The sequence below is a fragment of the Nitrospira sp. genome, from assembly GCA_016715825.1.
Lineage (GTDB): Bacteria > Nitrospirota > Nitrospiria > Nitrospirales > Nitrospiraceae > Nitrospira_D.
In genome coordinates, this window is record JADJXO010000013.1 from 364188 (window position 1) to 385088 (window position 20901).

The window sequence follows — 20901 nt, forward strand, 5'->3', positions numbered from 1 at the left end:
ATATCAACTTATAGAGAGACGGGCAAGCCCGAATCTATATATTGTGGATAACCAGGCTCCATTCATTTGACCTTGATGAGGTACGCGATCAGCAGCGCCGCCACCACAAGAAAGACCAAGGTCAGGACATACTGCCCTTCCCGAGTGTGGAACAAGCCATCTGATTGCTCGGAAGCGAGGCGCTTTGTGTGGTCCAAGATCGGTGGCTGGTCGAAGCGCGCCGTTCCCAGGTCGTCGGGACGCTTGAATTCCGCGCTGGAAAAATCGACTGACCCGAGAAACTGGGCACCGGCAAACAGGACCTCGTTCTCAAAAATCGTAAACCCAAAGAAGGTCTCACGGCTGAAGATCGCCTCGCCAAAATCGATTCGACTCTTGAAGTGGCTTCCAGAAAATCCTGTTCCTTGGCCAAACCTCGACCGCTCAAACGTTGCCGGTTGCTCGAATGTTACTTCAAGGAACTCCGCCATACCGTCAAAGAGTGCGCCCGTACAGTCCAGCGGACCCTGAAACGTCGACTGATGAAATCTGGTGCTGGGTCCAAATTTCGTTTCCCGGCAGACCGTTTCCCCCATGAAGCGCCCCCGAACAAAGTGGGCTTCCTTTTCAAAAATGGCGCCGGAGAGATCGACCTTCTGCTGGAAAACCGAACGTGAAAGATCTACACCCTCTCGGAAACGAGATCCTTGAAAATCCACCGGCCCCTCAAACCGAAGGACATTCTCAGAAAACCGATGCCGGAGCACTCCCCGCACATCGGATTCTCGAATCGACAATGCCGCACGCACAGCCCGCTTCCGATCTTCAACCTCATTCGAACCGGCAGCAGGTTCCACGGGAAGGCGATCAAACACAAGGTCTCCGCGGATGACGACTCCGACTAGATCGACTCGACGCCCCTGTGCGATCGCATCGATCACCGCTTCACCGGCCACGGCATGGGCGTCACGTTCGTCTGGAGAGCACGTGGAGGGAAGATGGGTGACTAGTTCGGCTGAAGGGTCACTCGTCCGTGGCGCCACCACGCAGGTTGCACTGGACTCATATGACGCGACGGCGATCATGCTACTGATCACCAGAACGCTACAGCAACAGCGTCCTACTCGCATCAGACATAGACTCTTCACAGGGATTGGGTGGAATCAGCTCGCGAGTTACATTCGTATGACACGGCGAGAGCAACTACCCGTTGCTGAGTTGATCAGGCACCCGCCGGCGGACATCACGGGCTCCAGCGGCGGGCGAGTGGATGAGCCGCGTCCGATGAGACCTATTTCTCCCCCTGGCTCTGACGAGCCAGCGATAAGAATGTAATTAGTTATTTCGGTAATCGTCGTCCAACAAATCTTCCGACTTCCCGATCAGCTCGTCTCCGTCATCATCGGCGTCAAGTCCTAATTCTTCTTGTACTTCGTCCTCATCGATCTCATCTTCCATTTCCAACTCATCACCGATCATCTCATCTTCATCGAGATCGACGTCCTCAGGCTCGACTGCCATAGCCGGCTTGGTCACCACCGGCTTGCGTGGAGCAACATCCTCCTCTTGAGGAACCAGATTGTTAGCAGGCACGCTGGTTCGAGGAGATGAGGGGGTAGTCTTCTTCCTGGAAGATTTCGAGGCTGCTCTAGCCGGTTTTTTGACAGGTTTTTTCTTTGCTACCGGCTTGGACTTCTTGACGGCCACGCGCTTTTTCACGGTCTTCTTTGCCGCCGTTTTTTTTGCCACGGTCTTCTTTGGCGCTCTCTTCTTCGGTGCTGATGCGGCTTTCTTCTTACCAGACGGCTTCTTCGTGACGGCCTTTTTGTTCTTCTTCGCCATTCCGATCCCTCCTCTTCGTTTCAGCGCGGCGCAACGGCCTCCATCTAGCATGAACGAATAGCCTCTTGCAACCACCCCGATCCAATTTTTGAGCGACCAGCTGCGTTCTCATTGCTTCGGATCCAACAATACCCCGAGTCATCACCGACCCGGTTGGTTTCATGCGCACAGACCATGGAAGGCATCACACCTCCCAGGCTTCGCCACGTGCTAAAATGACGATACAAGGATGGACAGAATCCTTTACCCGTTTGTTGCGTCTCACGACGAGAACGTCTTATTTTACTGAGTGATTCCTTTCGTGAATCGGATACTTATCATCCTATTCGTTGGATGGGCAGGCCTCGGCTCAACCAACATGGCACTAGATACATCCCTGCCAGTACGGATCATGATGGAGGACGGCTCTCCCTACTATATCCCGATCGCCCCAACGATTGAGAGCCACACCCCTATTCAGTGGGACAATCCGACACCGACTCACCACACAGTTACCCATAGCGGCTGCCAAAACGATGGTAGCTCGTGCTTGTTCGATTCCGGAGCAGTATCTCCCGGGTCGTCTTTCAGCGTTCCAGGCTTGCCGGCCGGTCGTTACACCTACCACTGCCGGATCCATCCCATCATGCGAGGTCAGCTGATCGTCACCGACAGTCCATCAACCCCTTCTCAACTATAAGTTGCATGCACTTTGCTCTCTTGCAGGACCGGTGATGGCTCCTGTAGTCTGCCGATGTCTGACACAGACGGTTCCCCGCCATCATGAAACCTGCTGCCATCCACAAACCCCATGACTTAACGGGTGAGACCCGAGGCCTTCTGGCCTGGCACATCCCTGATCTGGTGGTCTACCAACACAGCTTCGACGAATGGTGGTTGGCACCCCTCGATGACAACCTGCCGCTGATCCGGCTGAACCGTACCGGGCTTGGCCTGCTCCAGGCGATGAACGGCCATACGACGGTCGGGGCACTTGTTGAACAGTATGGCGCCAAGATTTGCGGGCCCGAGGGACAACCTGGCGAATGGCACCTTGCGCGATGGGCAACTCCCAACTACTCACTCTGTTATTACGGGACCGCACCACCCGGCGGTCATCGGCATAAAGCCAAATGGGATACCCTCTTACAACAAGTCCGCGAAGGCTGGTCTGGGCGAGAAGAATTTGAGGGAGAGCACCATCTGGAAACGTTCCATGTGCATGAGTTGGCCCAGAGCGACGGAGATGATCGTCACTTTGACCTGATTGAAACCACCGTCTCTCACCTGTTCCGTGAGCCAAGCGAAGCTCTCGCTGGCTTGACCTACGGGCAGCTTCTCATGCGGCAACTCCGGCGGTTAGGCTGGTTCAATCCCAAACCAAAGGTTCTACTGGAAATCGGCGGGGGCTTGGGGTACGTCGCACAGGAACTGGGCAAGGGCCTACTCCCCTTCGAGAAACAGGGGATCACCTATTTGTCGCTCGATATCACCGAACCGTTTCTCAAGCTCCAAGTCTCTCGAGCCAAGGCCGGTGGATGGAAGGTCTCCGGCACCAGGGCAAACGCCGAATCGCTTCCTTTCGCCGATCATTCCGTTGATCTGGTGATCGATAATGAAAACATGGCAGACATGACACCGGTGCAATTGAGCAAAAACGAGCTCACATCCGGAGTTGGAGACACACCGCAACATCAAGAGGCCCTGGATTGGATCAGACGGCTCCGTTTGCCGATCGAGACGGATCTCCCGGAATCCGTCATCTTTAACTTGGGGCCGATTCGCTTTGTTGCCGAATTGTGGCGAGTCCTCAAGCCAGGCGGTCGCGCCTTTCTCACCGAATTCGGGATCGAGCAAGGGTGGCCGGCACCCGTGAAGCTACCGGGACATACCGAGTACGAAGTTCAATATAGCCATATGCGGCAAGCGGTGCGCTGGCTCGGGTTTCAAGAACGGTATCTGTCCCTTCCGCAGTTTCTGGGACTCAAGCCGGACACAAAGGTCCTCTGCACCGGCGCGACGTACACCCTCCAGCGATTCTGCGAGGCCGTCAACCGACCTTTTTCCGTGCGTGCCTACACGGAAAAGGAGTTACAGGAGGCTTTAGGAGACACGCTCCCAAAAGTCCAGGGCCTTCACTACCACGACCTGGCTGATCCAGCCTGGTTCGGCCTTCAAGATTTCAAAGTGCTGCTGTTGGAAAAACCGGGCGGCACGCCGAAAGCGCAATTCACCGAGCAAAAAGGCTATCGGTGGTATTCGCAGAAGTAAGATCGTTCAGACAAGGGTACCGGTACTGCCTCAGGCTGCGAATTCGACTCGAATCGTACGTCCAAGGCGCGCCTCAAGGGTGATGAGCATTTCGAGGCTGAATTTGTCCCATTTCCCACGAACGAGATCGGAGACACGCGATTGTGCAATACCAAGTCGCTTGGCCGCTTCGGCTTGAGTCAGCTTCTGTTTTTCGATGTAGAGACGAAGATCGCTCATCAAGTTGGAACGCATTTGGAGCACAGCCGCTTCAGCCGGATCGAACCCAAGGTCGGCAAACACATTGCCGCTCGATTTCGTCGTGTTCTTTTTCATGATCGACCTCCAATCTGACGATACCGTTTCCGCGCCAACTCAATGTCTTCTCTTCTGGTCTTCCGTGTCTTCTTCTGGAACACATGCAGCACATACACAGTCGTGGCGGATTGGGCCACATAGAACACGCGCCATTCTCCCAAGACATGGATGCGAATCTCCCGCACCCCGGCGCCCACCTCGCTCATGGGCCTCCAGTCAGAAGGGTCCAGCCCTCGCTGAATAAAGCCCAACTCAAGACCAGCCGCCCGCCGGGCCTCCGCAGGAAAACTCCTGGGATCATCACGACTCGACCCAACGAACTCCAGGGCTTTCATCGAAAGCTCTATATAAGTTTATTGATAACAGGATCAACGGATATGGATGATCACATTCTGGCTTGTCCAGACTCCTCGGCTTCAAGAGACTGTTATTCAAAAGCCCGGCGGAGCCTCGAAGGCCCAGCTCACCGAGCAAAAGGCTATCGGTGGTATTCGCAGAAATGACCGTCAGCCTTAGACAACGAAGCCATTCCCCGCTATAATTGCCGCCATCATGAGCACGCGATCTACTGTGCGTACGAGACCCCCTAAACGTGGTCGAAAAAGTGCCTCCTCCCTCAAGGCAAGGAAGCCTCGCCCGGTGTGGGAAGAAATCTTGCGCATCGCCCGAGCTATTCCTGAGCCTGACCTCCACAAACTGCCCACAGATCTCGCCGCTCACCATGACCACTACCTCTACGGCAGCAACGGAACGTGAAACGGCTTTTTGCGGACACAGCGTACTGGATCGCCCTCACCAATTCGTTCGACCAATACCACACCAAAGCCGTTGACGTGTCCTCGACCTTGGGAAATTGCCATATGTTCACAACGGAGGAAGTTCTTACTGAGTTCCTCAATGCCTTAGCCGACAAAGGACCTCGTGTTCGCTCCGCCGCAGTCGAAATGGTCGAAACCATCATTAACAACTCGGGCGTCACTGTGATTCCATAAAGCCGCCGCACATTCAGCCGCAGCCTCGCCTTCTACAAATCCAGACCGGATAAAGGATACAGCCTGACCGACTGCGGCTCGATGCTGCTCATGCGTGAGCGCCATCTATCAGCGGCTCTGACAACCGACCGGCATTTCGAACAGGAAGGGTTTACTGCGTTACTGCGCACTCGATAGGGGCCGACTGCTACCCTACTCCCATCGCAATCTCTCCAATCCCCTCTCGGCTCCGCCTCCTCAACTTCAAAGTACTGTTACTGGAAAAACCCGGCGGGGCGCCGAAAGCGCAATTCACGGAGAGCAACGGCTATCGGTGGTATTCGCAGAAGTAGACAACTGCTATCGACATTCAGCTATAAGCTCTATTTAAACGAGACAACAGAGCTGATGGCTCCCTGCAGAGGCAATGTGTAATTCCAAGTCAGGCATTCAACCATATATGCATTCTTCCAACACCTGCCTGCTCTGGGCTACTAAAAGCCGATCAGAAAGAACACGCATCACCTTGTTGTGATTGGCAACTGTCCTTCGAGTCCAGACTCTTCCAGTGGTAACAGGCACCAGCCGGTCTTCGAGTGTCGGCTCAGCTAAGACAATCAGAGAATGGGTCCTTGTATTTTTCTTATATTCAGGATGTCGCATAATTAAAAGATATTGCGAACTCAGCGGAAACAACACAACTGTTCCAAGAAGCCCAATACCCGCTTCTGCAGGGGGAAAACATGCCGCATTCCAGAGAGACACAGGACTGTCAGTTGTAATAAACGCCGCACCATCCTCCGCTTTTATTACTTCCCATTTCATCCGAGCAAACCAGGGATTGAGTTGCCCCATCATTGCCTTCAAATAGATAAATCCGGCAGACTTTTTCATCTCTAACCGAAATTTTCCCCCAAGAACATCTCTTGTTACATCAGTTGGGCCAAGAAGCAGAATTCGGTCCCTCATCAACCTTTTACCCATCTCGATCTGCCGAGGGGCTCTGATTCGCTGAAACTCCAAATACAGAAAAATTAGCAAAGACCTGGTCGTCAAGCTCCAAGGGTTGGTTTATTAATCGATCTATGACTTTCGCTGCTGCATTCTCCAGTGACTCGCCAACATATTTTTCAAGAAGATCTTGATCTATACCAGGCGGTGCCCATTCCTGGCGGTAATAATGCCTTTGATGCATCACTTCTTTTGGTCGCTGTCTACGCCATTGGCTGGACTTTCGATCAAAGACATTTAGAAATCCATCAGGATCGACGAATCGACCCAAATAAGAGACTGGCACGAAATGATTCTTCTTCCGAATATCGGCTTTGCACTTCAAATTATTCAATCTACCTCGGTTCATACTTGAGCGGCTCACCTAAAGGCGAGATTTCAGCGATATTCGGCTTGCATGACTAACGAACATCCTGAGCACAACGAAATCCAAGAAGATATCGTTTCCCATAAGTTCTGGTGGCGTCTCCCAAGTGGGACGCGGAGGGCAAACCAAGCCCTGGTGTATGTGTATTACTAATCCATGATCCCCCTCGAAGTCTCTTTTCCTCAACCCACTCCCATGCATTACCAGCCATATCGTAAAGGCCGTAGGGGCTTCGACCCGCAGCATAACTCGCAACTGGTTTAAGCTTCTCAGCATAGACATTACAAAACGCAAGACAAAACTGACCACCATAGTTTGCAAGACTCTTACTGGGCTCCGAATTCCCCCAAGGATATATTCGGCCATCGGTACCGCGTGCTGCTTTTTCCCATTCCTTCTCGGTTGGGAGGCGCTTCCCGTAGTAATGACAATACTCATTAGCATCTGACCACTCGACACCAATGACGGGCTTGTCCCCATCAAACTCTGGCCTTACATCCCCCCAATGCTCTGGTTTGCTATGATTAGTCGCCTGCATGAATGAAGCATAGAGCTGGGTCGTTACCTCATTTTTGTCTATGTAGAAGGCGGGCAACGAGATTGTGACGTTGTCGGTTCCAAAAAGGAATTCCCCTTCTGGTATGAAAACCATGGGCACATCCTCTTCGGTGTACCCAGGCAGATACACGTAACTTTTCGGGTCCCCTTGAGGCTTGTGAACTTTCTCCTCATCGACACGCCGCTTCTCAACCAATCTTTCCTGCCGTATTGCCTCCTCCCGCAACTGTCTCTCGCGTTCCCGCTCTCGTCCTAAACGCTCTCGCTTTGCACGCTCTTCTGCTTCCAGAATCCGTTCTCGCTCTTCTTCGCTCTGCACGTGTATCCTTTAGCCCTGAAACAGGCAAAATAAATATCCTTGTTTGTGGCCATTCCTCCAGCCGGCATTCCAGGAGTGGGAGTGATAAGCACGGGCTGTTGGGCTGCCTGTAGGCATTCAAAGTTATCTCGATCATATTGCTGCTGTGAAAAGTCTAGCTTAGAGAAATAGTACTGATTACTTCCGCAGCCACCGAGCGTCAACAACAGAGCAACTAGCAGGCTTCCAAAGCGCTTAATGTTTATAGTGTCCATCATCATAACTCACCAAGCTCATTTTTATGCCATTTGATTTAGGCGAACGCACCGTTAGCGTTTCATGAATTTTAAGTCCTCTGCCATACTGCGCCCAACTTATCAGCTTAGCGAATACGTCTTGCAAGATCGATCAGCACGCCTTCTCTCAGCCCCAAATCACTCACCAGGCACTCCTGCTGACCCAGCGTCTCCATGATCGTACGGATGATAATTGAGCCAGCGGCGATGACTTCTTCGCGGTTTTTCTCCAGGCCCGGAAGGCCGACCCGTTCGGCTTTGGTTCTGTTGAGCAACGTCCGCTCCAAGTCGCAAATCATTTCCAGGTTCAGCTGGTAGTTATGGATGCGTGCGGGTTCGTAGGCCTGAAGCTTCTGAGCCATGGCGGCAAGGGATGTAATCGTACCTGCTGTGCCAACAAATGTCGCCCGTCGATAATTACCCAGTTCAGCAACAGCCGCTTTTGTTTCTCGCGTTACCCATTCCCGCGCCTGACAGACCTCCTCATCAGTCGGTGGGTCGTGATGCAGCATCCGCTCGCAGAGGCGGACGACTCCAATATCAATTGACTGCACGATCGGCTTCCAACCTGGCCTGTCCAGAATAAATTCCGTGCTCCCGCCCCCGATGTCCAATGCCAGGATGTCCGTTACCCCAGTCGGCAGGCCTGAACGAATCCCGAGCAAGGTCCGCCGGGCTTCTTCGTCACCCGTAATGACTTCGACGTGAAACCCAGCCTCCCGCTTCACCCGTTCAAGAAACTCCTGGCGATTGCCCGCATCACGAACCGCGCTCGTCGCCACGACGGCAATAGCCTCAACATGATAGCCATTGATGACGTTGTGCCATTCTTGTAGGCAGGTAATGGTCCGATCCATGGCGGCTGAACTCAATCGTTTGGTCTGATCAACCCCCTCGCCCAGCCGGAGAATGCGCCGTTCCGATTGAAGTTCTTTGAGAGGCTGGCCGGAGGTGAGGTCTGCGATTAGCAAGCGACAGGTGAGGGTGCCTATATCAATACCGGCAAATCGGCGCGTTAGCCGAGGCGGTTCGGTCATTGCTCAATCCGAATCTGGTTCATTTCCGTTTCTAGCTTTTTCTGCGACTCCTTGAGTCCATCAACCTGTTTGACGAGACGGACAATCTCGGCGTCGTACACCACCCGCTCCGCTGTTTCGCCCCGCTCCTTCATGTCGACGGCCCGCTCGCCGATATCTTTGTACAGATCGGAAAGTTGCTGTTCCAGTTTGCGAAGTTCCAACCGCATGCGGAGCAATTCTGTCTCCTCCAGCGCACGCCCTGCCGCATGGACGGTCCCCAGGCGCAACGTCGCGATCCCAGCGCGCAAGTCATCTTTCAACCGCTGCAGGAAACCCATACGAACTCCTGACCAACAAGGTGACAGGTCTCAAGCTGACAAGCCGAAATTCCATCATGTCAGCCTGCCGGCGATTTTAACTGATTGCCCCCAGCTCCAGCTTTTTCTCCCACTTTCGGAGCATCGCCTCGCGCAACCCCTGATGAGCCTGATCTTTCAAGCCTGGATCAGATTTTAGGAGCGAAAAGGCTTCCTGCCTGGCCTGCTGCAACAGATCTCCGTCTCGCACCAGATTCGCCACACGAAACTCCGGCATGCCCCATTGGCGTAAGCCAAAAAATTCCCCTGGTCCTCTGATACGCAGATCCTCCTCAGCAATGACAAATCCATCATTCGATCGGACGAGTGCCTCCAACCGTTCTTTCGCTGAAGACATGGGCTCCTGATCTTCCTGAAAGCGTTCTCCCCGCTGCGTCTTTCCCTGCCTCATATTCGCCGCCATCAGCAGGCAATACGATTGATGGGTGCTCCGCCCCACACGGCCACGTAATTGGTGGAGCTGCGCGAGACCGAATCGCTCAGCATGCTCGATCATGATGATGGTCGCATTCGGTACATCAACTCCAACCTCGACGACGGTCGTGGCCACCAAGAGCTGGGTGGTTCCGGCCTTGAAGTCGGCCATCACGGCTTCCTTTTCCGCTGCCTTCATGCGTCCATGCAGGAGGCCGACACGGAATTCTGAAAATTCTCCATTCTGTAACTGTTCGGCACCCTGGATCGCGGCTTGGAGGTCGGTCTTTTCCGATTCCTCCACGAGCGGATAAATGACATAGGCCTGCTTCTTGTTGCGCAGTTCATCACGGACGATTTGATAGGCCCGGCGCCGTTGTCCTTCATTGAAGAGAAAGGTGCGCACTGGCTTTCGGCCAGGCGGTAGCACATCGATGACTGATACATCCAGGTCACCATACACCGTCATCGCCAGCGTTCGTGGAATTGGCGTGGCCGTCAATACGAGAACGTCCGGCTTATAGCCCTTGTCAATCAGCGTCTTCCGCTGTAAAACCCCGAACTTGTGCTGCTCATCAACGACCGCCAAGCCTAAGCTCTTAAATTGAACATTGCGCTGAATAAGCGCGTGCGTACCAATCGCCACCTGAATGTGACCGGTCGCCAGTTGTTCCATCTGTATTTTCTTCACCGACGCCTTGTCTCCACCGCGTACGAGGATTGCCTGCAACCCCAGGGCCTGGATTGTTCCAGAAAGGTTTCGGTAATGTTGTTCGGCAAGAATCTCTGTCGGTGCCATCAGCGCCGCCTGATAGCCTGATCCGCAGGCCATCACGATGGCATGGAGCGCGACCGCCGTTTTTCCTGACCCCACGTCTCCTTGCACGAGGCGATTCATGGGCCGTGGCGAGATCATGTCTCGAAATATTTCACGAAGGACCACCTCCTGCGCCGTCGTCAGGCGAAATGGTAAGAGTTGACCAAGTTTTCCCAAGAGCGGGGTCCTGGGATTGAACCGCAACACCTTCGGTTCATCGTGCACTGAGCGATATCTCGTTGCCAAGGCCAACTGCAGCAGCAGCAGTTCTTCAAATGCCAGCCGCCGATGCGCTGGAGTCTTCCCTCGCTCCAGAAGTTGAAGGTCGGTACCTGCCTTGGGGAAATGGGCATCTTGCAGCGCTTCATGAATCGGGATCAATCGTTGCCGCGCCCGAAGGGGAACCGGCAAATGATCGTGGAGATCGAGCCCATGCTCCATCAAGAGATTCCTCACCAATACCCGCATCTGACGAGACGTCCACCCTTTGGTCTCATGATAAATAGGCACAATACGCCCGACATGGAGCGTCGATTCGTGACCTTCTCCAAGAATCTCATACTGCGCCACATCCATCCTTGGCACCATCCACCCCTGACGACCGGCGATCACGCGCCCGCTCAACATGATACGAGTCCCTACCGACAGCACCTCCTCTAAATATGGTTGGTTAAAAAAGACGACCTGCATCCGCCCAGATTGATCTTCGACACCAAGTTCCAGCACACTCAATCGACGATTCTTGGCCCGTTTGACCTCAGACTTCCCAATCGTCCCACAGATTGACGCAACCATGCCTGGCACGAGATTCCCGATCGGTGTCATCACGGACCGATCTTCATAGCGCCAGGGCATGGTCAAGAGCGCATCTTCCACGGTTTCGATACGCAATCGTTGCAGGATGGTGGTGCGCTTTGGCCCAACCCCTTTGACGAACCGTACCAAACAATTCCAGAGAGGCGGTCGCCCCACGGTCTTCACGTCGGAATCGCGGAGAGACGGTGCAGACGCCCCCTGGGGATGGAGGGGCTGTTGCTGAGCAACCGTTCGAAGCGCGTCGATGTGCGCCACAGCCGCCTGTAATCGTCGACGTTGCTCCTCAACTGAAAGCGTCGGCTCGAAATCCACGAAGAGGTCACGTAGCGAAAGCAGGCGAGCCTCTATGGCTTTTGGATAGGTTGTTTGTTGGAGAGCAGACAAGACTTGCGCGGAGATAAACGCGTTGAGATTCGTGACGGCCTTCAGATGAGCACACCCATCTCGGCTCGCAAACTCAATGGGACGGGCGATACGGTCCACCCACTCCTGAAGCGACAGATGCATATTCGATTCAACGGGAGCCGACATACGATGGAAGATCGTAGCACAGCCTCCAAGAGCGCTCAATGAGCCCTATGAATCCTAGGCCATGATCTCCTGGCGGATTTTGTACGTTTACTTGGTCACCGTTTCTTCGGATGCTACACTCAGCACTACTACGCATGTACCGCCGCAATATCACCCATATCTTGATCCCCCTCGGACTTGGACTAGCGGTGTTAGTCAGCTACAACCTCTTTTTGAGATCGCCCTCGCCTCCATCGTCCGCTCAACTCACGGATACCATCGAACCTGTCGCGCCACCTCCGTCGCCACCTCCGCATAGATCACCTGAGATCGATTCGAAACATGCTCGTTCACTCGACCAAAGCACAATCCCGTCCACCCCGCATGAGGCGCTGCTGGAAGCCATTCGTGATGAGATTGAAAAGCATGATCTGGCGTCGGCTGAGAGCAAGCTGAAAGAGCTTCCTCCTGAAGTTTTATCGAGCAGCACCACTCGCCCTTTCGTGGCAATTCTGTGGAACAACCTCGGCTTGCAACAGGAACGGCTCCACGGGACGCGGGCATCTCTCAATGCGTTCAAGAAAGCGGCTGAACTCGACGACTCGAACCCCGTCATCCTCATGAACCTCGCCCACACCTACTGGGAACAGCGGGATCGTGCGCTCAATGCCGAGTTCCTCTCGAAACTGATACGGATCGCCCCGCAAGAACCCTTTCCACACTTGGCCATGGCTGACTTAATGCAAGAACAGGACAACTTGACGGAAGCCGCGAAGCACTTGGCTCAAGCCACCGATCGAGCCAGGCAAGATCCGGCGCTTCAGTCCTATCTAGCCGCTGTGACGGCCAAGATTCAGCGCACGCACTCAGTCGAATCCCAAATGACTGCGCGAAGCAGTACCCATTTCGTGGTCAAGTTTGATGGCGAGGAAGACCAGGGTATTTGGACTTCAGTGCTTGAAATTCTTGAAGAAGCCTATCGAGACATCGGACAGAAGTTCGGACATTTCCCCTCAAAGTCCATCATAGTTGTCCTCCACACCAACAATTCATTTCAAGGGGCGACCGGAAGCCCCGCGTGGGCTGATGGCCTCTATGACCCTTCGCTTGGTCGCATTCAAATCCCTACTCAAGGAGCAACGACGGATAGTAAGTGGCTCACCAGCGTACTACGCCATGAGTATGTCCATGCGCTCCTTCACGATCGTTTAGGAACAAACATTGGGGCCCTACCGACTTGGCTCAACGAGGGTCTCGCCATGCAATGGGCCGGAGATACGTGGCCGGAGCTTGACCAAGCCATGCAAGACGAGATCAGCGTGATTCCTTTGACCTCCCTGGAAGGCTCCTGGGGGTCATTACCGGCCGGCACGTCGACCGTGGCGTATTTGGAGGCTAATTCAGCGACCCATTACATGATCGAGCGATGGGGGTTGGCCCGCGTCGATGAATTGCTGAGTGCATTCGAAGCAAAATCATCTGTGGCCGCAGCCTTTCAAAACGTGCTGCTTATCTCCTACGAGGAGTTCCAACGCCAGTGGATCGAAAGCTTCGAACAGAATCGTTCATAACGTCGCGGCCCTTCATTTCAAGCTCCTTGAGGATGGATACCGATTAAGAATTAGATCAACTCCGCAGGAGTCTCATCGTCAGGAGATTGTCTTGGCCAGGCAGGAAGTATCGCGGCACGATCACCCGACGACTCCGTTGCTCCTTCATCCGATTCTACTTGAGATAATAGATCCTCCCAGAGAACTCTCTCTCCATTGGGATCAAACATACGAATTCGGAATTCAAAAGTATGGGAACTTCCCGTTGAAATTTCAGCCGGTTGAATGGACTGTCCCATGATCGGCTGGACCTTCGGCATTTTCGCATGCATGGTTGTAAACTCATCTTCCCAGACGGACAAGCCAGAAGCTGCATCAACTGCGCGGAGCAGGAAAACGGGTTGATCGGCAATTGATTGTACCGCCTGTGTCTTCACCGCAATAGCACGCCCAGGCATGCTAACTGACACCTGCAATTCTTTCTTACTGTCTGGCTGCACGAGATTAAGTCGCCCCTCCCATTGAAATGCTCCGGTCTTTGCATCATAGACTCGCAGCATGAAATTGGACAGATCGGTGGCACCCGAACCCACACCACCGGCAAAAATCCGAGGACCGGGAGTTGTTTCCCCACTACCATTTTCTTTTACGGCTAGTTCATAGACTTCGTCGGACAAGGTGGCTCCTGATTCTGCGTCATATACTTTTACAGAGATTATAGAAGCCGAACCAATTTGGTACCCGAACCCTGCCGCCACGATCCTCCGATCTTCGGTAGGTTCTTCGCCCCATGCGAGACTACTGAAACACAAAAGACAGAATCCGACTACCATGGACCACGCCATGATGGCCAAACGGGCTTGGCACGACCAATCCCACGTTCGATCCCTATCCTGCCCTGGAACGAGACAACTCGGTGGTACACGCAAGGTATTCAACATGTATCCTCCTTCTAAAGTGAGGGCATTCTGGAGGAGGGCACGTTGCCGGTAAATTCCTCGCTGTAGGAATGGTCCCCTCCAAAGAGGGGCCTCTGACTGAAACTGAGGATTACACTGGTGGGCTTTGTCTCACTGCCTTGGTTTTACCAAACCATCGATACCGATGACGGGCAATGATCCTATAACCGCGTTCCGCTAGATCCCCTGCGAATGGCCACCGTAATATCCACCGCACAACTTTCCCCCACTGAGGTGTGGAAGAGATGGGGGAAAAGCTTGCGACCTTCCAAGACTTCCCCTGAAGGACCGACCAGGAATGCTGTTTCAGCGCGATCTGGACGATAATCCCGTTCCAAGGCCTTTAGGCCTCTTCGCTCTGATACACAACAACCTGCAGCCTCTCACCGGCCAGTCCAGGTCCCGCCCGCTCGAACTTCGATTTGATGGACACGCAAAGCTGGCACTCCGCGTCATAGACCAAACGGTAGGGTTGTTGAGCGAATTGATTCTGACTCTGCCTGTCTTTTGTCCAGTCAGCCATTGCCGACGTTCTGATTGTCAGGCTATAGTCCTGGGATGAACCGATCCGCACTACTGGCTTCGTTACTCGGCATATGTGTCATTGAGGCCGGGGTACTTTTTAATGTGGGCAACGCCTCCCCAATGCCGGGCTTGACATGGAGAATCGGCTTTTTCATCCTCCTGCCTCTTGCACTCGCTGTCTTGATCTGGCTTCAATTTCGGTGGGCCGCACTTGTGTGCGTCATCTATGCGACGGTTGGATTGGCGATGGATCTTGCAACTATCGTTCAGTTACCGACGCAAGATCTCAATACGATTCATTCCTTGATCACCAGCGTGATCAGCGGGCTCTTCAACTTCCTTTTGATTGCGTTCGGCGGACGATGGCTTTTGGACGTTGGACAGGAGTCGATGCCTCCAAAATCCCATTCTCCCAGTCCTCCGTCCCCTTCTTGAGCGGCCATGTCCTAGTCCCAACAAATCCCGCCTCCTTCAGCCACTTCACCGTCTCAGAGACGTGATAAGTATTTCCGCCTGTCGTAAACAACAGCATCGACACGGCAAATAAACTTGCCTCTGTCGGATGTAACCCTTCGCGATCGTGCAGAAACGCATCTTGGATGATCAATCGTCCACCCGGAGCCAACGCAGCAAAGGCTCGACGAAAGATAGCCTGATTATCTTCGGGAGAGTAGATGTGCAGCACATTTGAATACCAGATCACATCGTAGGTTCCGGAGATCGGCTCCTTTGAAAAATCGAGTGAGAGATAGGAAAGTCGCCGTCCTGCTCCGTGAGTACCGGCGATCTCTTTCGCCACCGCAAGGGCTGCCGCTCGGTCGCAGACGGTGGCGTGAAGCCTCGGATTCCGATCCAGAAACGCCATGGCATAGGTTCCAGGTCCTCCGCCAAGATCGAGCAGCCTCCGAGCTCGGCCAAGGCGAATTTGAGCTGCAATCGCCGGGGCAATCTCTAACGTCCGGTGATGCATGGCCCAGGTGAATTGCCCGCGGTAGTTCGGGGGATCAGGAATATGATGGTCTATCGGCAATCCGCTCCGAACAGACTCCAATAGTCGGCCCCAATCTTGCCAGTGAGTCTGCATGAGCGATAAGTAACCGCCCCGATAGGCACGATGGTTCCGATTCAGCGCAGTCGCGCTCAGTCGACTGTTCTTAAAGAGGGGTCCTTTTTTCTGGAGTATCCCGACCGCCGCAAGATTCCGACAGAGAACGCTCAACCCCCGTTCGCTGACCTTGAGCTTCCGAGACAGATCGGAGATCGTCCATGATCGGTCCCCGATAACCGTAAACAGATTAAGCTCCAAACCGGCTAACAACACACGAGGCAACCGATAGGCAGAGATGGCATCACGGAACTCCTCGAATGTCGTGATCCGCAGACTCACGATGTCCTTCCGATTTCTCGGCAGCACCAACGGAGGAGATCTTCAAGTTTTGTACGATTCTGAAGATCGACTGCCCTGGAAAATGTGACGGCCACGAATTCATCGGTCGTCTCGTTCTCCTCGACAAACCCAGATTGGAGCAGAAGTGCCCGATACTTGTTGACTGCCGGTTGGAGGAAATACTTGACCTGCTTCGCAACCTCATCGGTTCCTAAATCTTCAGGCGTCCCATCCGACATCAACGCCATGACATCTTCCATCGCCACACCATACTGGCACACAACCGTACCTTCCGGTCTGACCTCTAGGAGCCAGCCCTCCTTTCCTAAATCCATAATGAGCGGTCCGTTGGGTTCCAATTCATAGAAACCCGGCAAAGACCGACGTAGGTCGTGACGAAGTTGTGTCCAAGCTGAATGGACTGTCTCGGTCATGCGGACCTTGGTTGGTGAGCTTGGAGTGGAAATTGCTGCAGGAGGCGGGTACGCAGTACTCTCAGACGCTGAGTATTTTCTTCAAGTTTGGGTAAGCTATACTTCCGATCCATGTCGACAACCAGCTCAAGCAGGTTTGATGCCTCCTGCAAGCGGCCCATCTCCTCATAACATTGAGCCAACACATATCGAGCGCCACCTGCACGGAGTTCATCACGCAGTCGTTCGGCGATAGATTGGCTGGTCTGACAACAGGCGATGGTTTCCTCATAGCGTTGTTGCATCAAGAAGGTGCGGCCTATCATGCGCCACGCGTCCGCAACACCGCCGAGGTTAGCCAATCGCTGCATCAACGCCAACGATCGTTCATAAAACTGGATGGCCTCGTCAAACTGTCCGGTTTCCCGGGCTACTAACCCAAGGTCAGAAAACAACACAGCTTGAGCAGCGTCATCTTGGGTCTTCATCATGAGGTCGAGGGCTTCCAGATAATAGGCTCGCGCCAAAGTCCATTCACCGGCGTCGGCTCGGAGATTCCCTAAATTAGCCAACGTTGTTCCAATCCCCTTTTCGTCTCCAAGAATCTTCTGCAGTTCCAGGACTTCTTGATAATGCACCTGAGCGGAATCTCGACGCCCACTGACCGCACAGATGTTCCCAAGATTCCCAAGCGTTGCAACCAACGCCCGCTGGTCGCCGGTAATCCGGTCGCACTCCAACGCCTTGCTGTAACAGACGTAGGCCTCAGTGTAGTACCCTCGAGAAAAATGTTCGTTCCCTTGACGGTTTAATTCACCGGAGAGTCCGTTCCGCAGCGTCATGAGGACCCCACTAACAGATGCGCCACTTGCTGCTTCGCACCAGTAAAAATCGAATCGCCGTCTCCGACCAAAAGGCTGTCAAAGTTGTACTTCAGGAGGCGCCCAAGACCTTCCTTCGCTTTTTCAACGTCGGCATACTTTTCAGCAGGCAGTAATCCTACGGCACCTGGGGGTTTGCCGATCAGTGCATCTCCCACAATCATAATCCCCCGCCCTCTATCAATGAACAAAGCGGACTCTCCAGGAGACTTCTGATCCTTCAGCTGCAGGGCCCAAATCCCGCCCGGAAGGAGCTCGCCATCTTTGTAGGTCTTTGTCGGCTTCATCTCGGTCAGACCGGCATCAGCGTCCGGCAGATACAATTGACAACCGAACTCACGTTGATACGTTGATGCTTCTCGGAGATGATCACGGTTTGTGATGAGAATGTAATCGATCGGCGCGTGACGCCGAACAGTCGCGCTGGCCTCACCGGACATCGGAGGTGGGTCGACCAGAATCTTGTGCTCACCGATCGTCAAAAAGAGGCCGTTGAAATTAAGCTGCTTCTCGTCTGAAAACCACGACCACTGCCAGATACCGGGCAAGATTTGTTTCATGTCAACACACAGCGTCTTACCGAATGAAATTCATGACACGACACAGGACTTATAGAGCTGCAAGCGCGTCTTGAATCGTCTTCGTGACTTTGGTCTGGATGCTTGCCTCATTAGGTAAATCAATCATGTCGTCTTCAGGTACCGTGATAAATCTTCGGTTAGCCGCCTTCGTCAAGGAGATCAGGAACATGCTATTGGATGGAGTGGTCGGGATCACGACTTGCACGGACCCGTCAATGCTCTGCACCACTTCCATAAATTTTCGTTTTCCGGCCTCTAATTCATCTTCGTCCATGTTCCCCTCTTGTTCCAGACCACAGCCTGACTCGCTACATTTTATCTGTCCTGCTCTCAACTAGCTTGTCCACCTCCGCGATAATCACCTCGGCTGCAGCCAGCTCCATGTTCCCGACCCGTTGCCAGCGGATAATACCCTGCTGGTCGATCACGTACACATTGGGAATAAACTTGCCCCCGCCGTAGAGCTTGTCCGTGATCTTATCGGGGTCCAGAAGATACGGATAGGTCACCTTGACTGGGAAGCCGGACAAGAACTCACCGACTTCTCGTTTCCCATTACCCGATGAATTGACCCCAAGCACTGCCACATTCTTACCTTGCGTAGACTCATGAACCCTTTGCAATGCGCTCCCTTGCACCATACATGGGTCACAGATGTGAAAGAGTCCAAGCACGATGACTTTGCCTTTATAGGAATCGAGCGACATCGCTTCTCCCGTAACAGCGGTAAGGCCGAATACCGGTGCCTTCTCTCCTATCTGGAAGAGACCTTCGGCATAAACGGCTGGGCCGCTCAGGGCCGAGACTACCAGCCATCCCAGCGCGAATACCATCGGTATCATGTTCACCTCCCTTTCGAGAGAATCCCATACCATCGACACCAAGAAACCCTGATCATGCCGACGAACGGCATCCTACCATGACAATTTTTGAGGCAGCAACCACGCTGAAAGATCGCCACTAGTCCGTAGAAGAGCTCTCTCGCTGATTCAACATGTCTTCAAGTTGTTCTTTCGCATGGCCCTCAAATCGAACAAACTCGAGTCCAAATCGATCCTCTTCTTGCCAACGAACGATGGCAAGAGCAATGGTGATGGGAGGCCTGGCACTGGGGGGATTCAGACGAAGGGATACATGTACTCCAATGGGGAATTGGCCGGGACTCTCGACTTCACATCCGGTAATCGTCAGATTCATCACGATTCCTTGGGCGATCCTTCCCTCACTCGTGACCACAGCAGGATAGTCGACCGATATGCGAGGTCGCCCTCTTGGCTGCGGCGCATTTGGATTGTTTTCGGAAGAGGTCATATATCCGTACAGAACTCTCTCAGCGCGCTGCCTCAAAGAGCCCAAGCTGAAGTTCTTCTGCGCGGGTGAAGGGGATTGGATAGCGCTCTGTGAAACAGGCGGTGCAGTATTCAGCGGGCGTCCGTGGAGTGGACTTCAGCATTCCGTCAAGGCTGAGATAGGCCAGGCTATCAGCGGTGATGTATTTTCGAATCTCCTCGATGGAATGCTCTGAGGCGATGAGTTCCTTCTTCGTCGGCGTGTCGATCCCGTAAAAGCAAGGCGACAGAATCGGCGGTGAGCTGATCCGCATATGGACTTCTTTGGCTCCAGCTTGCCGAATCATCTTGACGATCTTACGACTCGTTGTGCCACGAACCAACGAATCATCGATGACGACGACCCGTTTCCCATCCAGCACTTCCGGCACGGCATTCAACTTCACCTTGACACCAAAATGGCGAATCGATTGCTCCGGCTCGATGAACGTCCGCCCGACATAGTGGTTGCGAATCAATCCGGTTTCAAACCTGACTCCTGCACCTTCGGAATAACCGAGTGCCGCCGGCACGCCGGAGTCCGGAACAGGGATCACCACATCAGCCGGCACCCAGGACTCGCTCGCCAACTGTCGCCCCAACGCTTTACGGATGGCATAGACGGCATTAGCCCCGAAGATTCGGCTGTCCGGCCTCGCAAAGTACACATATTCAAAGACACACATAGCCGGATCTTTCTTCGGAAACGGATGGTGGCTATCGAGTCCTTGATCGCTGATCACGATCAGTTCACCCGGTTCAACCTCACGGACATACTCGGCATCCAACAAATCGAACGCACAGGTTTCGGACGCGACAATCCAACTGCTCCGCAGACGGCCGATACACAAGGGGCGAAGCCCGTAGGGGTCACGTGCGGCGATGAGACCGTTGTCGGTCATCAACACGACCGAAAATGCCCCTCGGACCTGGTTCAACGCATCAATGATTCGTGCAAGGAAGGAACCAGCACGCGAATGCGCGATGAGGTGAATAATGACCTCGCTGTCCGATGTCGATTGAAAGATCGCCCCGTAGGCCTCCAACTCGTGTCGAAGCATCTGAGCGTTGATGAGGTTTCCGTTGTGAGCTAACGCGAGGTTGCCTAATGCGAAGTTGACGGTGAGCGGTTGCACATTCTTCAAATCGTTCCCACCAGCGGTTGAGTAGCGATTATGCCCGATCGCCATGTGCCCAGGCAGCTTCTCCAACACTGATTTATGAAAGATATCGGCAACCAGCCCCATACCCTTCTGTATGGAGAATTGCTCCCCATCGCCCGCCGCGATTCCGGATGCCTCTTGCCCACGATGCTGGAGGGCATACAGGCCCAAATAGGTGAGATTGGCAGCCTCCTCATGGCCAAAAACCCCAAAGACGGCACATTCGTCGTGAAACTTATCGGGCGATATCATCGGGAGTTCGCGGTTCATAACCCCTCGCCATCTGATCCAC

Annotated in this window: 24 protein-coding genes and 1 pseudogene; 3 read left to right on the forward strand and 22 right to left on the reverse strand. The window is 53.7% G+C overall.

Going from position 1 to position 20901, the window contains the following annotated elements; genetic code table 11:
* Positions 1 to 62: 62 nt before the first annotated feature.
* A complete protein-coding gene (locus IPM58_18810) occupies positions 63 to 1064 on the reverse strand; it encodes a pentapeptide repeat-containing protein (GenBank protein MBK9309091.1) in 1002 nt (333 codons plus the stop codon).
* Between the two features lie 250 nt (positions 1065 to 1314).
* Positions 1315 to 1821, reverse strand: coding sequence for a hypothetical protein (locus IPM58_18815; protein ID MBK9309092.1), 507 nt, complete (start codon positions 1819 to 1821; stop codon positions 1315 to 1317).
* Between the two features lie 762 nt (positions 1822 to 2583).
* Between IPM58_18815 and IPM58_18820 the strand changes: the two genes are divergently transcribed.
* Positions 2584 to 4071, forward strand: a complete 1488-nt coding sequence (locus tag IPM58_18820) for a class I SAM-dependent methyltransferase (protein ID MBK9309093.1) — start codon at positions 2584 to 2586, stop codon at positions 4069 to 4071.
* Between the two features lie 30 nt (positions 4072 to 4101).
* Here IPM58_18820 and IPM58_18825 read toward each other — a convergent pair whose 3' ends face one another.
* Entirely contained in the window at positions 4102 to 4386 is a 285-nt protein-coding gene (locus IPM58_18825) for an XRE family transcriptional regulator (GenBank protein MBK9309094.1), read from the reverse strand.
* Complete coding sequence (locus tag IPM58_18830) at positions 4383 to 4703, reverse strand: type II toxin-antitoxin system RelE/ParE family toxin (protein MBK9309095.1); 321 nt, start codon at positions 4701 to 4703, stop codon at positions 4383 to 4385. Before IPM58_18830 ends, IPM58_18825 begins: the two co-directional genes overlap by 4 nt.
* Positions 4704 to 5120: 417 nt before the next feature.
* Here IPM58_18830 and IPM58_18835 point away from each other — a divergent pair.
* Positions 5121 to 5537 (forward strand): annotated as a pseudogene (locus IPM58_18835) (nucleic acid-binding protein).
* A gap of 252 nt (positions 5538 to 5789) precedes the next feature.
* Here IPM58_18835 and IPM58_18840 read toward each other — a convergent pair.
* From IPM58_18840 to recG, 7 genes are all read right to left on the reverse strand, one after another.
* Positions 5790 to 6323 (reverse strand): DUF4238 domain-containing protein, encoded by a 534-nt coding sequence (locus IPM58_18840; protein ID MBK9309096.1) that lies wholly within the window; start codon positions 6321 to 6323, stop codon positions 5790 to 5792.
* A complete protein-coding gene (locus IPM58_18845; protein ID MBK9309097.1) occupies positions 6316 to 6699 on the reverse strand; it encodes a DUF4238 domain-containing protein in 384 nt (127 codons plus the stop codon). Before IPM58_18845 ends, IPM58_18840 begins: the two co-directional genes overlap by 8 nt.
* A 52-nt stretch (positions 6700 to 6751) precedes the next feature.
* Positions 6752 to 7369, reverse strand: a complete 618-nt coding sequence (locus tag IPM58_18850) for an SUMF1/EgtB/PvdO family nonheme iron enzyme (protein MBK9309098.1) — start codon at positions 7367 to 7369, stop codon at positions 6752 to 6754.
* 158 nt (positions 7370 to 7527) lie between these two features.
* Positions 7528 to 7854 carry a hypothetical protein gene (locus tag IPM58_18855; GenBank protein MBK9309099.1) on the reverse strand — a complete coding sequence of 109 codons (327 nt, stop codon included), beginning with the start codon at positions 7852 to 7854 and terminating at the stop codon, positions 7528 to 7530.
* Positions 7855 to 7955: 101 nt separating this feature from the next.
* Positions 7956 to 8906 (reverse strand): Ppx/GppA family phosphatase, encoded by a 951-nt coding sequence (locus tag IPM58_18860; GenBank protein ID MBK9309100.1) that lies wholly within the window; start codon positions 8904 to 8906, stop codon positions 7956 to 7958.
* Positions 8903 to 9226 carry a hypothetical protein gene (locus IPM58_18865; protein ID MBK9309101.1) on the reverse strand — a complete coding sequence of 108 codons (324 nt, stop codon included), beginning with the start codon at positions 9224 to 9226 and terminating at the stop codon, positions 8903 to 8905. The genes IPM58_18860 and IPM58_18865 overlap by 4 nt, the downstream gene beginning before the upstream one ends.
* A 76-nt stretch (positions 9227 to 9302) precedes the next feature.
* Positions 9303 to 11843, reverse strand: coding sequence for an ATP-dependent DNA helicase RecG (gene recG / locus IPM58_18870; protein MBK9309102.1), 2541 nt, complete (start codon positions 11841 to 11843; stop codon positions 9303 to 9305).
* A 134-nt stretch (positions 11844 to 11977) separates the two neighbouring features.
* Between recG and IPM58_18875 the strand changes: the two genes are divergently transcribed.
* Positions 11978 to 13393, forward strand: a complete 1416-nt coding sequence (locus IPM58_18875; protein ID MBK9309103.1) for a hypothetical protein — start codon at positions 11978 to 11980, stop codon at positions 13391 to 13393.
* Between the two features lie 50 nt (positions 13394 to 13443).
* On the opposite strand, the gene IPM58_18880 is transcribed toward IPM58_18875, so the two are convergent.
* The 11 genes from IPM58_18880 to IPM58_18930 all read right to left on the reverse strand — a co-directional run bounded on the left by IPM58_18880 (position 13444) and on the right by IPM58_18930 (position 20879).
* Entirely contained in the window at positions 13444 to 14313 is an 870-nt protein-coding gene (locus tag IPM58_18880; GenBank protein ID MBK9309104.1) for a hypothetical protein, read from the reverse strand.
* Between the two features lie 109 nt (positions 14314 to 14422).
* The gene (locus tag IPM58_18885; protein MBK9309105.1) at positions 14423 to 14548 is read right to left on the reverse strand and encodes a DUF393 domain-containing protein; all 126 of its coding nucleotides are present in this window, start codon (positions 14546 to 14548) and stop codon (positions 14423 to 14425) included.
* A 126-nt stretch (positions 14549 to 14674) separates the two neighbouring features.
* Positions 14675 to 14854: a hypothetical protein gene (locus tag IPM58_18890; protein ID MBK9309106.1), complete on the reverse strand. Its 180-nt coding sequence runs from the start codon at positions 14852 to 14854 to the stop codon at positions 14675 to 14677.
* 333 nt (positions 14855 to 15187) lie between these two features.
* Positions 15188 to 16243 (reverse strand): methyltransferase, encoded by a 1056-nt coding sequence (locus IPM58_18895; protein MBK9309107.1) that lies wholly within the window; start codon positions 16241 to 16243, stop codon positions 15188 to 15190.
* Positions 16240 to 16677, reverse strand: coding sequence for a hypothetical protein (locus IPM58_18900; GenBank protein ID MBK9309108.1), 438 nt, complete (start codon positions 16675 to 16677; stop codon positions 16240 to 16242). Before IPM58_18900 ends, IPM58_18895 begins: the two co-directional genes overlap by 4 nt.
* Positions 16674 to 17498 (reverse strand): tetratricopeptide repeat protein, encoded by an 825-nt coding sequence (locus IPM58_18905; protein MBK9309109.1) that lies wholly within the window; start codon positions 17496 to 17498, stop codon positions 16674 to 16676. Before IPM58_18905 ends, IPM58_18900 begins: the two co-directional genes overlap by 4 nt.
* Positions 17495 to 18097, reverse strand: coding sequence for a hypothetical protein (locus tag IPM58_18910; protein MBK9309110.1), 603 nt, complete (start codon positions 18095 to 18097; stop codon positions 17495 to 17497). The genes IPM58_18905 and IPM58_18910 overlap by 4 nt, the downstream gene beginning before the upstream one ends.
* 49 nt (positions 18098 to 18146) lie before the next feature.
* The gene (locus IPM58_18915; protein MBK9309111.1) at positions 18147 to 18392 is read right to left on the reverse strand and encodes a hypothetical protein; all 246 of its coding nucleotides are present in this window, start codon (positions 18390 to 18392) and stop codon (positions 18147 to 18149) included.
* Between the two features lie 34 nt (positions 18393 to 18426).
* Entirely contained in the window at positions 18427 to 18960 is a 534-nt protein-coding gene (locus IPM58_18920) for a TlpA family protein disulfide reductase (protein MBK9309112.1), read from the reverse strand.
* 118 nt (positions 18961 to 19078) lie between these two features.
* A complete protein-coding gene (locus IPM58_18925; GenBank protein MBK9309113.1) occupies positions 19079 to 19429 on the reverse strand; it encodes a PilZ domain-containing protein in 351 nt (116 codons plus the stop codon).
* A 19-nt stretch (positions 19430 to 19448) separates the two neighbouring features.
* Entirely contained in the window at positions 19449 to 20879 is a 1431-nt protein-coding gene (locus tag IPM58_18930) for an amidophosphoribosyltransferase (GenBank protein MBK9309114.1), read from the reverse strand.
* Between the last annotated feature and the right edge of the window lie 22 nt (positions 20880 to 20901).

What these genes read in the sequence shown, in the direction of transcription:
- IPM58_18880 (MBK9309104.1), bottom strand. Translation starts at nt 14,313, where the DNA reads ATGTTGAATACCTTGCGTGTACCACCGAGTTGTCTCGTTCCAGGGCAG.
- recG (MBK9309102.1), bottom strand. Translation starts at nt 11,843, where the DNA reads ATGTCGGCTCCCGTTGAATCGAATATGCATCTGTCGCTTCAGGAGTGG.
- IPM58_18830 (MBK9309095.1), bottom strand. Translation starts at nt 4,703, where the DNA reads ATGAAAGCCCTGGAGTTCGTTGGGTCGAGTCGTGATGATCCCAGGAGT.
- IPM58_18820 (MBK9309093.1), top strand. Translation starts at nt 2,584, where the DNA reads ATGAAACCTGCTGCCATCCACAAACCCCATGACTTAACGGGTGAGACC.
- IPM58_18825 (MBK9309094.1), bottom strand. Translation starts at nt 4,386, where the DNA reads ATGAAAAAGAACACGACGAAATCGAGCGGCAATGTGTTTGCCGACCTT.
- IPM58_18855 (MBK9309099.1), bottom strand. Translation starts at nt 7,854, where the DNA reads ATGATGATGGACACTATAAACATTAAGCGCTTTGGAAGCCTGCTAGTT.
- IPM58_18865 (MBK9309101.1), bottom strand. Translation starts at nt 9,226, where the DNA reads ATGGGTTTCCTGCAGCGGTTGAAAGATGACTTGCGCGCTGGGATCGCG.
- IPM58_18930 (MBK9309114.1), bottom strand. Translation starts at nt 20,879, where the DNA reads ATGAACCGCGAACTCCCGATGATATCGCCCGATAAGTTTCACGACGAA.
- IPM58_18900 (MBK9309108.1), bottom strand. Translation starts at nt 16,677, where the DNA reads ATGACCGAGACAGTCCATTCAGCTTGGACACAACTTCGTCACGACCTA.
- IPM58_18845 (MBK9309097.1), bottom strand. Translation starts at nt 6,699, where the DNA reads ATGAACCGAGGTAGATTGAATAATTTGAAGTGCAAAGCCGATATTCGG.
- IPM58_18875 (MBK9309103.1), top strand. Translation starts at nt 11,978, where the DNA reads ATGTACCGCCGCAATATCACCCATATCTTGATCCCCCTCGGACTTGGA.
- IPM58_18915 (MBK9309111.1), bottom strand. Translation starts at nt 18,392, where the DNA reads ATGGACGAAGATGAATTAGAGGCCGGAAAACGAAAATTTATGGAAGTG.
- IPM58_18860 (MBK9309100.1), bottom strand. Translation starts at nt 8,906, where the DNA reads ATGACCGAACCGCCTCGGCTAACGCGCCGATTTGCCGGTATTGATATA.
- IPM58_18815 (MBK9309092.1), bottom strand. Translation starts at nt 1,821, where the DNA reads ATGGCGAAGAAGAACAAAAAGGCCGTCACGAAGAAGCCGTCTGGTAAG.
- IPM58_18925 (MBK9309113.1), bottom strand. Translation starts at nt 19,429, where the DNA reads ATGACCTCTTCCGAAAACAATCCAAATGCGCCGCAGCCAAGAGGGCGA.
- IPM58_18850 (MBK9309098.1), bottom strand. Translation starts at nt 7,369, where the DNA reads ATGGTTTTCATACCAGAAGGGGAATTCCTTTTTGGAACCGACAACGTC.
- IPM58_18810 (MBK9309091.1), bottom strand. Translation starts at nt 1,064, where the DNA reads ATGATCGCCGTCGCGTCATATGAGTCCAGTGCAACCTGCGTGGTGGCG.
- IPM58_18920 (MBK9309112.1), bottom strand. Translation starts at nt 18,960, where the DNA reads ATGATACCGATGGTATTCGCGCTGGGATGGCTGGTAGTCTCGGCCCTG.
- IPM58_18910 (MBK9309110.1), bottom strand. Translation starts at nt 18,097, where the DNA reads ATGAAACAAATCTTGCCCGGTATCTGGCAGTGGTCGTGGTTTTCAGAC.
- IPM58_18905 (MBK9309109.1), bottom strand. Translation starts at nt 17,498, where the DNA reads ATGACGCTGCGGAACGGACTCTCCGGTGAATTAAACCGTCAAGGGAAC.
- IPM58_18890 (MBK9309106.1), bottom strand. Translation starts at nt 14,854, where the DNA reads ATGGCTGACTGGACAAAAGACAGGCAGAGTCAGAATCAATTCGCTCAA.
- IPM58_18840 (MBK9309096.1), bottom strand. Translation starts at nt 6,323, where the DNA reads ATGGGTAAAAGGTTGATGAGGGACCGAATTCTGCTTCTTGGCCCAACT.